The sequence below is a fragment of the Microbacterium deferens genome (assembly GCF_045517775.1).
In the GTDB taxonomy this organism is placed as follows: domain Bacteria; phylum Actinomycetota; class Actinomycetes; order Actinomycetales; family Microbacteriaceae; genus Microbacterium.
On the sequence record NZ_JBEUWT010000001.1, the window covers coordinates 1,578,003 to 1,592,782 of the forward strand.

A 14,780-nucleotide genomic window follows, 5' to 3' on the forward strand; every position below is an offset into this window, starting at 1 on the left:
CCACCCTTGACATCCCACGGCCCGCGGGGCACTGCGCCACTAGAGCGGTGTTCCGCCGTTCCAGAGCAGCGCGCTGCGCAGACGATCGGCCTCCTGCTGCGCGTCGGGCACCACCTGGGCAAGGCCGGTGCCCGCCAACCAGGCTCCCGCCGCGCCGATCCCCGAGACGGCTCGGATCACGTCGCGCGAATCGCGGGTGCGCTCCGCACGCCCGATGAAGGCCCCCGGCTGCGACTGTGTGTAGCGCTCCCGCCGCGCCGCTCGCAGGTGCGCAGGTTCGAGGGCGACACCGAGAAGAGCGGATGCTTCCGCCACAGCCAGGTGCGCCGCATCCGCGTCGTCCAGGCCCGCCGTCGCGGGCTCCTCTCCCTGCGCGCCGAACGAGACGCGCACGACGTGGACACCGGGCTCGGCCTGCTGCGCCAGCCACGACCACTTCGCCGTGGAGTGCGTGAGGGCCTTCGCGGCGCGCGCGCCGGGCACGACCAGCACGCCCGAACCACGGGGGTGACGGTCGAGGCCGGGCGCGTCGACGACGAGAGTCACGACCTCGACGACCGGCGACTCCCCCGCCTCCGGGTCGAGGTCGGGAACGTGCGGTGCGAGCAGCCGTCGCGCCGACGCCTCGGGCAGGGCGACGAGGACGGCCCCGGCGGCGAGCTCGGTTCCGTCGCTCAGGACGACGCTCCATTCCTCGGCCCCGGTGCCCGGCTCCGCGGCGACGCGGCGCAGCTCCGACACCTCGGCGTCGGTTCGCAGCTCGACGTCGAGGTCGGCCAGCCGTGCCACGAGGGCATCGACGAGGCGACCCATGCCTCCCACGATCCCCTCGACGGCGCCGCCGGGGGCGGTGGTGCGGCCCGCGGTGAGATCGGCGACCGCGCCCGAGAGCGAGCCGGTGCGGGTGAGGGCGGCGTTCAGCCCGGGTGCGGCGATGTCGACGTCGATGTCATCGGGGCGGGCGCTGTAGACGCCGCCGATGACCGGTGCCACGAGCCGATCGAGCACGCGCTCGCCCATGCGCGAGCGCACGAGCGCGCCCAGACTCCGCTCGTGCCCGATCGTGAGCGGGGGGCGGATGCGGTCGACGAAAGCGCGCCACACCCCGCGGCGGCCGATGATGCGACGCACCTCGGGCGACCACGGGTTGCCGGGGATGCCGAGCACCCCGCCGCGCGGCAGGGGTGCGGCCGCACCGCCGGGCAGTCCGGCGACCCACGCCCCCGCCGGGTTCGGGGTCGTGACCGCGTCGCCCAGGCCGAGGTCGTCGACGAGCGCGCGCACCGTGCCGCCCCGGGTCGCGTAGCTCTCCGCGCCGACGTCGAGGGTGAACCCGCCGACCTCGGCCGACCTCAAGACACCACCGAAACGGTCGCCCGCCTCGAGCACGGTGACCCGCAACCCGACCTTGGCGAACTCGAGCGCGGCGGTGAGTCCTGCCATTCCGCCGCCGACGACCACCGCGTGCGACTCGGCCGCGTGAGCGGCGAGCCGGTCGAGCGGCTCGCTCACGCGTCGAGCCCGTGGGCGCGCTCGACGATTCTCGTGAGCACGCCGGGGTCGGCGTCGGGGGGTACACCGTGGCCGAGGTTCAACACGTGGGCGCGGGCGGCGCGGCCCCGGGCGATGACGTCGTCGACGTGCGCGGCGAGGACCGGCCACGGGGCGCCGAGGAGCGCGGGGTCGATGTTCCCCTGCACGGTGGTGTCGGGTCCGAGCACGGCGGCCGCCGCGTCGAGGGGGGTGCGCCAGTCGACGCCGACGGCGTCGGCGAGCCCGCCGAGGCGCATGTCGTCGAGGATGCCGCCGGTTCCGACACCGAAGTGGATGCGCGGCACGGCGATGCCCTCGAGCGCGGCGGCGGAGTGCGGCGCCACGAACTCGAGGTAGTCGGAGCGCGACAGCGAGCCCGCCCACGAGTCGAACAGCTGCACCGCCGAGGCACCGCCGTCGATCTGGGCGTCGAGGAACGCGCGCGAGACGCCCGAGAGCCACCCGGCGAGCCGGTGCCAGGCGTCGGGGTCGGCGTGCATCATGCCGCGGGCGCGAAGGTGCTCTTTCGAGGGGCCGCCCTCGACGAGGTAGGCGGCGAGGGTGAAGGGCGCCCCGGCGAAGCCGATGAGGGGCTTGTCGCCGAGCTCCGCCGTGACGATGCCGACGGCCTCGCGCACCGGCGCGGCCGCGGCTGCGACCTCGGCGGGGTCGATGGCGGTGATGCGCGCGACGTCGTCGGCCGAGCGCACCGGGTCGGCGAAGACCGGCCCGCGGCCGGGCTCGATCTCGACGTCGATCCCGGCCAGGCGCAGCGGCACGACGATGTCGCTGAAGAAGATGCCGGCGTCGACGCCGTGCCGACGCACCGGCTGCAGCGTGATCTCTGCGGCCAGATCCGGGGTGAGGCAGGCGTCCAGCATCCGCGTCCCGACACGCAGTTCGCGGTACTCGGGGAGGGAGCGCCCCGCCTGCCGCATGAACCACACCGGCGGCCGGTCGGGGCGGTCGCCGCGCAGCGCGCGCAGCAGGGGTGCGTCAGGTGTTGCCATGGCAGCCATTCTTCCACCGGCGCCTGGGCGCCCACCGCCCACGGGCGCCCTCGGATGTCTCGTCGTCGAGACACCTCGGCGCTCGCAGCCGCCCCCGCCGACGCGGTGGGTAGAATCGACGACGTGCTGCTGTGCGTCAGCGCGAGTCACAAGACCGCGTCCTTCGATCTCCTCGAGCGCCTCAGCGTCCCCTCCACACCCGTCGCCCCGCTGATCGCGGCGCACGCGGAGTGCGTGCAGGGAGCGGTGGTCGTGGCCACCTGCAACCGCTTCGAGGCGTACGTCGACATGGACGAGCCGCTCACCGCGTCGGGCGCCGTCGGGCTCGAGGCCACCCTCTCGGCGATCGAGGCCGCGACCGGTGTGCCCGCGTCCGAACTCGACGGCTCGTACCGCCTCATGGGCGGCGACGAGGTCGCCGAGCACCTGTTCGCCGTCGCGTCGGGCCTCGAATCCGTCGTCGTCGGCGAAGGAGAGATCGCCGGCCAGGTGCGTCGCGCTCTCACCGAATCGCGCCGTCTCGGCACGACCTCGGCCGAGCTCGAGCGCCTGTTCCAGAGGGCTTCGGAAGCCCAGCGCGGAGTGAAGAACGCCACCGCCATCGGCCGTGCCGGGCGCTCGCTGGTGCGACTCGCCCTCGACCTGGCCGACAGCCGCATCACCGACTGGTCGAAGCTGCGGGTGCTGCTCATCGGCACGGGCTCGTACGCGGCGGTCACTCTCGCCGCGCTCCGCGACCACGGCGCCGACGACATCTCGGTGCACTCCCCCTCGGGTCGCGCGACCCCGTTCGCCGCGAAGCACGGCATCCGCGCCGTCGCACCCGAGCGTTTCCCGTCGGCCGTCACCCACGCCGACCTCATCATCACGTGCACGAGCGCCGAGCACCACGTGCTCAGCGCGGCCACGTTCGCCGCCGGCCGCGGCGCGTACGACACCGCGATCGAGGGCCAGCCCGCAGCATCCGCCTGCCCCATCGCGACCCCCGACCGCCGCCTCGTCATCGACCTCGGCCTGCCGCGCAACGTCGACCCCGATGTGGCGGGCGTCGCCGGCGTCGACCTGCTCGACCTCGAGACGATCCGCATTCACGCTCCCCTCGACGAGCTGCAGGCGACGGATGCGGCGCGCCAGGTCGTGCGCGACGCCGCCCGCCGGTTCGCCACCGTCGGCGAGCGAAAGAGCATCACACCGGCGGTCGTCGCCCTGCGCACGCACATCTTCGGACTCATGGAGTCGGAGATCTCGCGTGCCCGCGCCCGCGGCGACGACGACGGCCGCACCGAGCAGGCCCTCCGCCACCTCGTCGGCGTGCTGCTGCACACCCCCACCTCGCGCGCGCACCAGCTCGCCGAAGACGGACGCGCCGACGACTACATCACCGCGCTCTCGACGCTCTACGGCCTGGAGGTCGCCGAGCCCGAGGCGACCGCAGCCGACGCCGAGCCCGGCGTCGCCTGACGCGTCGCCCCCGCCCCTGACGGACCCGTCCCTGACCGGGAGACCGCTTCGCGCCGACGAGACCGCGACATTCACCCCGGGTCTCGGCGCGCGGTTGCGGTCTGGCGGACGTGCGGGCACGGGCGGGGCCGGCCGGCACATCTCGGCACCCCGCTCGGCGGGCCTAGGGTGAGAGCGTGAAGCTGCGGTTCTTCGGGGGACTCGTCGCGGGGGACGGATCAGCGGTCGTCGCCGGTCGCGGCCAGCAGGCACTGCTTCTCCGCCTCGCCGTCGACACCGCGACGACCGTGGGCTACCGCGCCCTGACGGAGGACATCTGGGGCCAGGACCCCCCGACCGACCCCCGCGCCTCGCTGCACTCCTTGGCCTCCCGCCTGCGGCGCGCGCTGCCGCAGGACGCCCTCGTCGCCGCGCCCGGCGGCTACCGCCTCGCCTTCTCGCGCGAGGACATCGACATCACCCGCTTCGCCGACCTCGTGGCCCGCGCCCGCACCGCTGCCGACCCCGGAGACGCCGCGTCTCTCGCCCGCGAAGCGCTGTCGCTGTGGAACGGCGACCCGTGGACCCCCGGCGACGGCTTCGACTGGCTGGTGCGCGATCTGCTCGAGGACCGAGCCCACGCCGAGCGGCTGGCCGGAGCGCGAACCGTCGTCGCCGACGACGTCGTGCGCGAGAGCGCCGGCGACGTCTTCCGCGAGAGCACCGTGCCGGCGGCCATCACGAGTCTGGTCGGGAGGGAGGCCGAGCTCGCCCTCATCGAGCAGCAGCTCGCCTCCGAGCGTCTGGTCACGGTCGTCGGCCCAGGCGGAGCGGGCAAGACCACGCTCGCGTTCGAGACGGCCCGCCTCCGCGCCGGCGCGATCATCGTCGAACTCGCCCCCGTCGCCGCGGGCGACGTATGGAGCGCGCTCGCCGGCGCCGTCGGGCGCAGCGTGCGCCTCCCCGATGCGACGAGCACCCCCATCGGGGTGCGCGACGGCGTCGTCGAGGCGCTCACCGGGCGCCGCGTGCTGATCGTGCTCGACAACTGCGAGCACGTCTCGCGCGAGGCCGCCGAGGTCGCAGTGGACGTACTGCAGGCTCTACCCGAATCGCGCGTGCTCGCCACCAGCCGCGAACCCCTCGGCGTGCCGGGCGAAGCGTTCGTCGACCTGGGTCCGCTCCCCCTCCCCGACGCGGTCGAGCTGTTCGGCCTCCGGGCGCGCGCGGCCTCCGGGTCGGTGCCCGATCCCGCCGATGCGGCGACGATCGAGGGGATCGTCCGCCGACTGGACGGGCTGCCGTTGGCCGTGGAGCTGGCCGCGGCGAAGACCCGCACGCTGTCGGTGATCGAGATCGCGGCGGGCCTCGACGACCGATTCCGCCTGCTCGCGGCGGGTCCTCGCGCGACGGCGCCCCGCCATCAGACGCTCCGGGCGCTCATCGACTGGAGCTGGGACACCCTGACCCCCACCGAACGCACCGCGCTCCTCGCGGCGGCCGTCTTCCCCGACGGGATTGCGGCGACGGATGCTGCGGTGATCGGCGCGCGGTACGACCTCCCCGCGTCGGCCTTCGACGAGCTGGTCGACCGATCGCTCCTGAGCCGGCGGCACGGACGCTTCCGGATGCTCGAAACGGTGCGCGAATACGGTCTCGAGCGCCTCCGCGCCGAGGGACTCGACGACCGGTTCCGTGCGTCGCAGGCGGAGTCGATGGCCGAACTCGCCTCCGCCCGCGACGCGACGCTCCGCGGCCCGCAGGTGCGGGCGGGCCTGGCGTGGTTCGACACCAACGAGGAGAACCTGTCGAGCGCGCTGCGCTTCTGCGCGGAGACCGCGAGGCGCTCCACCGGGGTCCGCCTCGTGCGGGCGATGCTCTGGCCGTGGATCCTTCGCGAACGCACCGCCGATCTCGCCGGGAACGCCGCGGTCTTCGCCGCGACGGGCGGAGCGCTCGACTCCGAGCCCGAGGTCGTCGTGGCCGGCGTCGGGCTCCTCGCCGACTCGTTCTCTCTCGTGATGGACAGCGCCGTGCTGGCACCGACCGCGGGCGGGCGTGGCGACGTACCGCGCTACGACGAGCGTGCGGCCGAGATCGCCGCGGCCTCGGCGCAGCATCCGTCCGAGCTGGCCGCCGCGCTCCCCGCACTTCTGCGCGGCATCGCCGAGGCGATGTCCAACCTCGGCCGCGACCTGAGCTGGTCGCACGGAGTCACCTTCGCCGAGGGGCCGACCGATCACCTCCCGCCGTGGACGCGGGCGTTCCTCGGCGTGCTCCGCGCGGGGGCGGCGGCGAACTCCGGTGACGTCGAGACGCTCGGTGCGCAGAGTGCGCTGGCGCTGCGCACGTTCAGCGAGATCGGCGACCCGTGGGGCATCGCGTTCGCCGGGCAACTGCAGTCGGAGTGGCTCATGCTGGAGGGCCGTCTGGAGGAGGCCCTCGAGATCGCCGACCGGTCGACCGACGTCTTCTCCGGCCTCACGTCGGCCAGCGACGCGGTGCAGCAGCGGTCTCAGACCGTCGGACTGCTCGTTCGCCTGGGCCGCGTCGATGACGCCCGATCTCGGGTCGACGAGCTCGACGACTTCGCCCGGCAGGACGGCTCGGAGCGCGCCCTGGTGCAGGTGCGGATGAGCCGGGCGCTCGTCGAGATCGCGGCGGGAGACGCGGAGGCGGCGTTGCGTGAGCTCGCCGTGCTAGACCGGGGCCTTCCGGCGGGGTTCCCGTCGCAGCTGACGGCCTGGTGGGGATCGAAGCGCGCCCAGGCTCTCACGCTGCTGCACCGCACCGACGAGGCACGCGCGGCGCTGCGCGACGCCGTGCCCGTCGCGATCCGCAGCGGCGACCAGCCCATCATGGCCGACGTCGCGCTGTCGCTGGCCGGCTGGCTGGTCGAGACGGGTCAGGATGCGGCGGCCCGCCGCGCCCTCGCGACGGCCTCGGCGTTGCGCGGGAGCGCCGACGAGCACGACCCGTACCGCACCCGCCTGGTCGCGCGGATGGCCGCGGCGCCAGAGGAACCCGTCCCCGACGCCGCGGCCGAATTCATCCGGCTCGCCGCCCTGCTGGACGACGACGCGGTCTAGGCCTTGCGCATGTAGGTGCGCACCGTCAACGGTGCGAACACCGCGACGATCACGGCCGCGCCGATCAAGGTGATCACCACGTCGGATCCGACGGTGCCGTTGTTGACGAGATCACGGACCGCCGTCACCAGGTGCGAGACGGGGTTGATGTCGACGAACCACTGCAGCCACCCGGGCATCGTGTCGGCGGGGACGAAGGCGTTGGAGAGGAACGTCAGCGGGAACAGGATCACCAGCGACACCCCCTGCACGCTCGAGGCGGTCCGCGCCACCACCCCGAAGAACGCGAAGATCCAGCTGACCGCCCACGAGCAGACCACGACCAGGACGCCCGCGGCGACCACGGCGCCGAAGCCACCGGCCGGACGGAAGCCCATGATGAAGCCCATCGTGAAGGTGAGCGTGGTGGCGATCGCGTAGCGCACCGTATCGGCCAGGAGGGCTCCCGACAGCGGAGCGATGCGGGCGATCGGCAGCGATCTGAACCTGTCGAACACCCCCTTGTCCATGTCTTCGCGCAGCTGCACGCCCGTCACGACCGACGTGGTGATGACCGTCTGCACGAGGATGCCGGGGATGATGATCGGCAGGTAGCTCTGCACGTCGCCGGCGATCGCGCCGCCGAAGATGTAGGTGAACATCAGCGTGAACAGGATCGGCTGCACCGTCACGTCGATGAGCTGCTCGGGGGTCCGGCGGATCTTGAGCAGTCCTCGCCACGCCATCGTCAACGTGTTCTGCACGGTCTGCGCGACGCCCGCGTGATTGCGGAGGTCGCGATCGGCGACCGGTGTGAGGGGTGCGGTCAGGGTGCTCATGCGCGTGCTCCTTCGAGATCGGGGATGTCCGCGGCATCCGCGTCGGACGACGGCCCCGTGCCGGTCAGCGTGAGGAAGACCTCGTCGAGGGTCGGTTGCTGAACGCTGAACTCGCTCAGGTGCACCCCGCCCTCCCGGAAGGCCAGGAGCAGGTCGGTCACCCGGTCGGGGTCGCTCATCGGCACGGTGAGTCGGGCCGCCTCCGGAGAGACGATCGCCGACGCGCCCAGCACCCGGTCGACCGTCTCTCGAGCCAGGGCCAGCTCGGCGCCGTCGCGCAGGCGGAGCACGAGAGAGGCCTGCCCGACCGAGGCCTTCAGCTCGGGCGCCGTTCCCTCGGCGACGACCCGACCGCGGTCGATGACGGCGATACGGTCGGCGAGCTGGTCGGCCTCGTCGAGGTACTGCGTGGTGAGGAGCACGGTCGAGCCGTTGGCGACGAGCCGGCGGATCGTGTCCCACATCTGCCCACGCGTACGGGGGTCGAGGCCCGTCGTGGGCTCGTCGAGGAAGATCAGCGGCGGCTGGGCGATGAGCGACGCCGCGAGGTCGAGGCGGCGCCGCATCCCTCCCGAGAACTTCGCCAGCGGACGACGAGCGGCCTCGGTGAGCCCGAACTCCTCGAGCAGCTCCCCCGCCTTCCGACGGGAGTCGACCCGCGACAGCCCGAGCAGGCGCCCGAAGATGATGAGGTTCTCGGTGGCCGACAGGGTCTCGTCGACGGAGGCGAACTGCCCCGTGAGGCCGATGAGCTGGCGCACGACCTGCGCCTCGCGCACGACGTCGCGCCCGAAGATCTCGGCGCGGCCCGCGTCGGGACGCAGCAGCGTCGCCAGCATGCCGATGGTGGTGGTCTTGCCGGCGCCGTTGGGGCCGAGCACACCGTAGACCGTGCCGGCGTCGACGATCAGGTCGACCCCGTCGACGGCGCGGTTGGTGCCGAAGGTCTTCACCAGGCCTTCGGCGCGGACGGCGGGGACGCGCCCCGAGGGAGCGGATGAGCTCATGGGTTGTCTGCCTTTCTGTGGGCTGAGACCAGGGTGCGTCGGGGGCGCTGTCACGGCGCCGTCGTCGTCGAACCGCCGCTGTCACCGCGCTGTCGGCGAGACTCCATCCCGTGCGCGAGACTGCGCGCGCCGCGTGACGTCTCGTATCGGGGGTGAAGTCTCGCGGTTTCCGGGCGGGAGCCCTGCGGCACACTGGAGGCATGACGCTGCACATCACCGACGACCCCGCCGCCGACGACCTGCTCTCGAGCGACCCCCTGGCGCTGCTGATCGGGATGCTGCTCGACCAGCAGGTCGCGATGGAGACCGCGTTCGCGGGGCCGCTCAAGGTGCGCGAGCGCGTCGGGTCGCTCGACGCATCCACGCTGGCCCACTACGACGCCGACGCCTTCGCCGAGGCCTTCAAGACCGCACCGGCGGTGCATCGCTACCCCGGGTCGATGGCGGGTCGCGTGCAGGCCCTGTCGGCCGCGGTGGAGCAGGACTGGGACGGCGACGCCGCCGCGATCTGGACACGGGACGAGCCGACCGGCGCCGAGGTGCTGAAGCGGCTCAAGGCCCTCCCCGGCTTCGGCGAGCAGAAGGCGAAGATCTTCCTCGCCCTCCTCGGCAAGCAGCGAGGTTTCACGGGCGAGGGGTGGCGCGAAGCATCCGCCCCCTACGGCGAGGAAGGGTCGTTCCGCTCCGTCGCCGACATCACCAGCCCCGACTCGCTCACGAAGGTGCGCGAGCACAAGCGCGCGATGAAGGCCGCCGCGAAAGAGAAGTCGGCGTAGGAGCAGGGCCCGGCGTAGGACGATCCGCACGGGATCGGCCTACGCCGAGGGCGTCTCCTACGCTCGAACCGTCGTGCGGGCGCTTACGCGCCGCGGAGGCGCTCGGCGAGGTAGCCGTGCAGAGCGTCGAGCGGCACGCGCTCCTGCGACATGGTGTCGCGGTCGCGAACGGTGACGGCGCGGTCGTCGAGCGAGTCGAAGTCGATCGTGACGCAGAACGGGGTGCCGATCTCGTCCTGGCGACGGTAGCGACGGCCGATTGCGCCGGCGTCGTCGAAGTCGACGTTCCACTCCGAGCGCAGGTCGTCGGCGACCTCGCGGGCCAGCGGCGACAGACGCTCGTTGCGCGACAGCGGCAGCACGCCGACCTTGACGGGCGCGAGGCGCGGGTCGAGCTTGAGCACCGTGCGGGTGTCGGTGCCGCCCTTGGCGTTCGGCACCTCTTCTTCGCGGTAGGCGTCGACGAGGAAGGCCATCATCGCGCGGGTGAGTCCGAACGAGGGCTCGATCACGTACGGGGTGTAGGTGGTTCCGCTCGTCTGGTCGAAGAACGTGAGCTTCGCACCGGATGCTTCGGAGTGGCTCGTGAGGTCGTAGTCGGTGCGGTTGGCGACGCCCATGAGCTCGCCCCACTCCTTGCCCGGGAAGCCGAAGCGGTACTCGACGTCGATGGTTCCGGCCGAGTAGTGCGCGCGGTCGTCTTCGGGCACGTCGAAGCGGCGCATGTTGTCGGCGTCGACGCCGAGGTCGATGAACCAGTTCCAGCAGGCTTCGACCCAGTGGTCGAACCACTCCTGCGCTTCGTCGGGAGCGGCGAAGTACTCGATCTCCATCTGCTCGAACTCGCGGGTGCGGAAGATGAAGTTGCCGGGGGTGATCTCGTTGCGGAACGCCTTGCCGACCTGGCCGATGCCGAACGGGGGCTTCTTGCGCGACGCGGTGAGCACGTTGGTGAAGTTGACGAAGATGCCCTGCGCGGTCTCGGGACGCAGGTAGAAGAGACCGCTCTCGTCGTCGACGACGCCGAGGTAGGTCTTCACCAGGCCCGAGAAGGAGCGCGGCTCGGTGTACTGCCCCTTCGTGCCGCAGTTGGGGCACGGCACGTCGAGCAGGCCGTTCTCGGCGGCACGGCCCTTGCGCGCTTCGAAGTCCTCGATGAGCGTGTCGGCGCGGAAGCGCTTGTGGCAGTGCAGGCACTCCACGAGCGGGTCGGTGAAGGTCGCGACGTGGCCGGACGCCTCCCACACGCGCTTGGGCAGGATGATCGAGGAGTCCAGGCCCACCATGTCGCCGCGCCCGCGCACGAACGTCTGCCACCACTGGCGGCGGATGTTCTCCTTGAGCTCGGTGCCGAGCGGGCCGTAGTCCCACGCCGAGCGAGAACCGCCGTAGATCTCGCCCGCCTGGAAGACGAACCCGCGGTGGCGGGCGAGGGCGATGACCTTATCAAGGCGGGACTGTTCGGCCACGGTGGCTCCAGGGGTCGAATGCGACGCGGGGGTTCAGCAGCCGACTGGCCGCCTCCCCCATCTTAGTTCCGGGGCGGGATCGCGCTCAGCCGGTCGAGCACTCGCGTCGGTGGAGGTCGGAGAGAAACCCGAGCGAGTCCGCGACGGCCATGCGCGCGATGGAGTCGGCGGCACCGAGCGTGAACTTCACCTCGAGCATCGTGGTGCCCTCGTCGGCCGCGTCGCAGTTCACCGCCGGCAGTTGCACGCGGATGTCGACCGTACGCCCGGGGGCGATGTCGGTCTCGCCGGCGACGACCCGCTCGGCGAGCCCGTCGAGCCGGTCGTCCTCGAGCTCGACCTTGCCGATGACGAGGGCGTCGTCGGCCGCGTTGTGGATCTGCACCTGCGCCTGACGCGTGGCGACGTCGCCGGCCAGCTGCACGACCGAGGCGGTGATCCCGATCGGGAGGGCCGTCGCCGACGGCGAGGGGTGCGGGGCTTCGGCGCAGCCCGCGAGCGCGAGCATCGCGAGGGCTCCCGCGAGGAGGGCAGCGCCGCGCTGCCGGGTGGTGCGTCGTCTCACCGGGCGATCGTCTCCCGGTGCACCGTGAACTGCTCCAGCGCCTCGTGGTCGATCTCGATGCCGAGGCCGTCGCCGGTGGGGACGCGCACGTGGCCGTCGTCGAGCGTGATCGGTTCGGTGACGATGTCACGCGCGTAGAAACGCGACGACGCCGACACGTCGCCGGGGAGCGTGAAGCCGGGGAGGGCGGCGAGCGCCGCGTTCGCGGCCCTGCCGATTCCCGTTTCGAGCATGCCGCCGCACCACACCGGGAGCCCCGCAGACCGGCAGAGGTCGTGGATGGCGACGGCCTCGAGGTAGCCCCCGACACGGCCGGCCTTGATGTTCACGACGGATGCGGCGCGCAGGGCGATCGCGTCGGCCGCGGCCTTCGCCGACACGATCGATTCGTCGAGGCAGACCGGAGTGCGAAGACGACGGGCGAGGGTCGCGTGATCGACGAGGTCGTCTTCCTGCAGGGGCTGCTCGATGAGGAGCAGGTCGAAGGGGTCGAGATCGGCGAGCAGCTCGGCGTCGGCGATCGTGTAGGCCGAGTTGGCGTCGACCTGCAGCGGGATCGCCCCGAAGGCCTCGCGCACGGCTGCGGTGTCGTCGATGTCGCGGCCCGGTTTGATCTTGATCTTGATCCGCGCGTAGCCCTCGTCGAGGTAACCGCCGACCGCGTCGACGAGCGCGGCCGGGTCGCGCTGGATGCCGACCGAGACCCCCGACGGCACTCGATCGTGCACGGCGCCCAGATGAGCGGCGAGCGAGCGCCCCTCGGCGCGGAGCGCCGCGTCGAGCACGGCCGTCTCCAGGCCCGCCTTCGCCATGCGGTGGCCGACGAAAGGCGACAGCACGCCCGCGACCTCCTCGGCCGAGACGGCGGGGCGCTCGAGGAGAGCGGGGATCAACCAGCGGCGCAGCACGTCCCACGCGCCGTGGGTGTACTCGCTCGAATAGAGCGGCGCGTGCTGGGTGACGACCTCGCCCCAGCCGTCGCCGGCGTCGGTGAGCGCACGCACGACGATGACCTCGCGCACGTCCTCCGTGCCGAACGACGTGGTGAACGGCGAGACGAGCGGCAGGTGCAGCACGCGCAGCTCGACCGCCGACAGGCGCACCGGGGCCGTGGAACGCGCGGGAGACATGCGTTCAGGGTAGCGGCGGCAGCCTGGGCAACCGCCCCCGGCGGGCGGCACCGCCGCGGCGGGCACGCTAGTGACCCGCCACCGGGCTGGCAAGGCCCGGGCCGGTGAGCCGTGCGCGGCCTAGCCTCGGGGTATGGCTACCGACTTCTCCCCCCGCCACGCGATCGTGACCGCCTCGGACTCCGGCATCGGGGCCGCCACCGCCGTCGCCCTCGCCGAGGCCGGACTCGACGTGGGCATCACATGGCACTCCGACGAGGAGGGCGCCCAGGGCACTGCCGACGAGGTGCGCGCCCGTGGAGGACGCGCCGTGGTCGCGCGGTTCGATGCCACCGACTTCGATGCGGCCGGGCGCGTGATCGACGGTCTCGCCGACGAGCTGGGCGGGGTCGACGTCTTCGTCAACAACGCCGGCGGCGGCTCGGGCGGCCCCTTCCTCGACATGGATCTCGACGCGTGGCGCCAAGACATCGCGCTCAACCTCGACGGCGCGTTCATCGGCCTGCAGGTCGCCGCCCGGCGCATGGTCGCCGCGGGTCGCGGCGGGCGCCTCATCGCCGTCTCGAGCGTGCACGAGCACCAGCCGCGCGTGGGCAGTGCCGCGTACGTCGCCGCCAAGCACGGCCTCGGCGGGCTCCTCAAGACCATGGCGCTCGAGCTCGGGCGCTACGGCATCACCGCGAACTCCGTGGCGCCGGGCGAGATCGCCACGCCCATCAACGACATGGACGCCTCCGACGCGGAGTCGACGCACCGCGGCGGCATCCCGCTCGGACGCCCCGGCACGCCCGACGAGATCGCCGCGGTCGTGGCGTTCCTGGCCTCGCCCGCCGCCGCCTACGTCTCGGGGGCGAGCTGGGTCGTCGACGGCGGGATGCTGAACATGGGCCCGCAGGCGGGATCCCACCTCGAGAGCGATGCCTGGCGCGACGCCGGGAAGTAAGGGGAACACCATGACCGACCTTCGACACGATGGCGCCGAGATGAGCGACGCCGAGAAGCGCCACGACCAGCTGACGAGCGCCCCCGATTCGACCGAGGCCGACGCCGCGCCCCGCATCGACGTCACCGAGCACGACGGCGTGACGCGGATCGACGTGCGCGACGACGCCGCGGTGCGCCCCGGCCCGGGCCCCGGCACCCCCGAGGCCGACGGCGCCTGACGCTCGACGGATGCGGCGCGCTCAGCGCCGGGCGAAGAGGTAGCCCCGGGCGGGGTCGAACCCGCTGACGCGCAGGCCCGCGGCGGTCAGCGCGAGGAAACGCTCGCGCACGTCGAGGCGCCACCGCGCAGCATCCGCCGGCGACGCTCGGCGCAGCGCCGCGATGTCGCGCGGGATCGCGACCGCCTCGATGACCTCGCTCGCCGGAATCTGCGCCGGGGTGACCGCCCACGACACGAGGATGCGGTCGGACGCATCGCCGCGGTTCACGTCGTCGTCCATCGGCCCGTACTGATCGACGAGGTACTCGGCGACGTCGGCGCCGAGGACTCCCACATTGAAGTGCGCGTTCCGGGCGATGAGCGGGTCGAAGGTCCACGTGATGCGCTCCACCCCGCGCTCGCGCGCCCACGCGCGCTGGTGCCGCTTCACCGCGCGGCCGATCCCTCGCCCCTGCGCCGACGGCAGCACGCCGGTGATGTGCGAGTGCAGCGTGCGCTCGGCGGGAGGGCCGAAGAATGCGGCCGAGGCGGCCAGCATCCGCTCGCCCTCGAAGACTCCGACGACATAGTTGCCGGCGTGCTCGAGCGCGCGCAGGATGTTCGCCGGCATCGTCGAGCGCTCGCCCGTCCATACCTCGTCGAAGAGGCGGGATGCGGCGTGCACCCCCTCGACCGACGAGAGCGCGCGAATGTCGAGGCCGTCCGATTCGGGCATGCGCCCAGTGTCGCATCGCGCGCGACGACCCCTGGCCCTCCCGCGCGCGGCTAACCTGGGGCC

Annotated in this window: 13 protein-coding genes; 5 read left to right on the forward strand and 8 right to left on the reverse strand. The window is 72.8% G+C overall.

What is annotated here, in order from left to right:
- Window positions 1-39: 39 nt before the first annotated feature.
- Together ABTU82_RS07435 and hemE are read right to left on the reverse strand one after the other, a co-directional pair.
- Complete coding sequence (locus ABTU82_RS07435; RefSeq protein WP_407172676.1) at window positions 40-1,512, reverse strand: protoporphyrinogen/coproporphyrinogen oxidase; 1,473 nt, start codon at window positions 1,510-1,512, stop codon at window positions 40-42.
- The gene (gene hemE / locus ABTU82_RS07440; protein WP_407172678.1) at window positions 1,509-2,543 is read right to left on the reverse strand and encodes a uroporphyrinogen decarboxylase; all 1,035 of its coding nucleotides are present in this window, start codon (window positions 2,541-2,543) and stop codon (window positions 1,509-1,511) included. The genes ABTU82_RS07435 and hemE overlap by 4 nt, the downstream gene beginning before the upstream one ends.
- Window positions 2,544-2,666: 123 nt before the next feature.
- Between hemE and ABTU82_RS07445 the strand changes: the two genes are divergently transcribed.
- Window positions 2,667-4,004 carry a glutamyl-tRNA reductase gene (locus ABTU82_RS07445; RefSeq protein WP_407173302.1) on the forward strand — a complete coding sequence of 446 codons (1,338 nt, stop codon included), beginning with the start codon at window positions 2,667-2,669 and terminating at the stop codon, window positions 4,002-4,004.
- A gap of 176 nt (window positions 4,005-4,180) precedes the next feature.
- Entirely contained in the window at window positions 4,181-7,072 is a 2,892-nt protein-coding gene (locus tag ABTU82_RS07450) for an ATP-binding protein (protein WP_407172680.1), read from the forward strand.
- Here ABTU82_RS07450 and ABTU82_RS07455 read toward each other — a convergent pair.
- Both ABTU82_RS07455 and ABTU82_RS07460 read right to left on the reverse strand, forming a co-directional pair.
- Complete coding sequence (locus ABTU82_RS07455; RefSeq protein WP_116648127.1) at window positions 7,069-7,890, reverse strand: ABC transporter permease; 822 nt, start codon at window positions 7,888-7,890, stop codon at window positions 7,069-7,071. The genes ABTU82_RS07450 and ABTU82_RS07455 overlap by 4 nt on opposite strands.
- Window positions 7,887-8,897 (reverse strand): ATP-binding cassette domain-containing protein, encoded by a 1,011-nt coding sequence (locus tag ABTU82_RS07460; RefSeq protein ID WP_407172683.1) that lies wholly within the window; start codon window positions 8,895-8,897, stop codon window positions 7,887-7,889. The genes ABTU82_RS07455 and ABTU82_RS07460 overlap by 4 nt, the downstream gene beginning before the upstream one ends.
- A 200-nt stretch (window positions 8,898-9,097) precedes the next feature.
- Between ABTU82_RS07460 and ABTU82_RS07465 the strand changes: the two genes are divergently transcribed.
- Window positions 9,098-9,673 carry an HhH-GPD-type base excision DNA repair protein gene (locus ABTU82_RS07465; RefSeq protein ID WP_407172684.1) on the forward strand — a complete coding sequence of 192 codons (576 nt, stop codon included), beginning with the start codon at window positions 9,098-9,100 and terminating at the stop codon, window positions 9,671-9,673.
- A gap of 83 nt (window positions 9,674-9,756) precedes the next feature.
- Here ABTU82_RS07465 and ABTU82_RS07470 read toward each other — a convergent pair whose 3' ends face one another.
- The 3 genes from ABTU82_RS07470 to menC all read right to left on the reverse strand — a co-directional run bounded on the left by ABTU82_RS07470 (window position 9,757) and on the right by menC (window position 12,837).
- On the reverse strand, window positions 9,757-11,142 hold the full coding sequence (locus tag ABTU82_RS07470) for a glycine--tRNA ligase (RefSeq protein WP_407172685.1): 1,386 nt from the start codon (window positions 11,140-11,142) through the stop codon (window positions 9,757-9,759).
- 85 nt (window positions 11,143-11,227) lie between these two features.
- Complete coding sequence (locus tag ABTU82_RS07475) at window positions 11,228-11,707, reverse strand: hypothetical protein (RefSeq protein WP_407172686.1); 480 nt, start codon at window positions 11,705-11,707, stop codon at window positions 11,228-11,230.
- A complete protein-coding gene (gene menC / locus ABTU82_RS07480; protein WP_116648131.1) occupies window positions 11,704-12,837 on the reverse strand; it encodes an o-succinylbenzoate synthase in 1,134 nt (377 codons plus the stop codon). The genes ABTU82_RS07475 and menC overlap by 4 nt, the downstream gene beginning before the upstream one ends.
- 133 nt (window positions 12,838-12,970) lie before the next feature.
- Here menC and ABTU82_RS07485 point away from each other — a divergent pair, with 133 nt between their 5' ends.
- Together ABTU82_RS07485 and ABTU82_RS07490 are read left to right on the forward strand one after the other, a co-directional pair.
- Complete coding sequence (locus tag ABTU82_RS07485) at window positions 12,971-13,780, forward strand: SDR family oxidoreductase (protein ID WP_116648132.1); 810 nt, start codon at window positions 12,971-12,973, stop codon at window positions 13,778-13,780.
- 10 nt (window positions 13,781-13,790) lie between these two features.
- Entirely contained in the window at window positions 13,791-14,000 is a 210-nt protein-coding gene (locus ABTU82_RS07490; protein ID WP_407172688.1) for a multidrug transporter, read from the forward strand.
- A 21-nt stretch (window positions 14,001-14,021) separates the two neighbouring features.
- On the opposite strand, the gene ABTU82_RS07495 is transcribed toward ABTU82_RS07490, so the two are convergent.
- Window positions 14,022-14,717 carry a GNAT family N-acetyltransferase gene (locus ABTU82_RS07495; RefSeq protein WP_407172690.1) on the reverse strand — a complete coding sequence of 232 codons (696 nt, stop codon included), beginning with the start codon at window positions 14,715-14,717 and terminating at the stop codon, window positions 14,022-14,024.
- Between the last annotated feature and the right edge of the window lie 63 nt (window positions 14,718-14,780).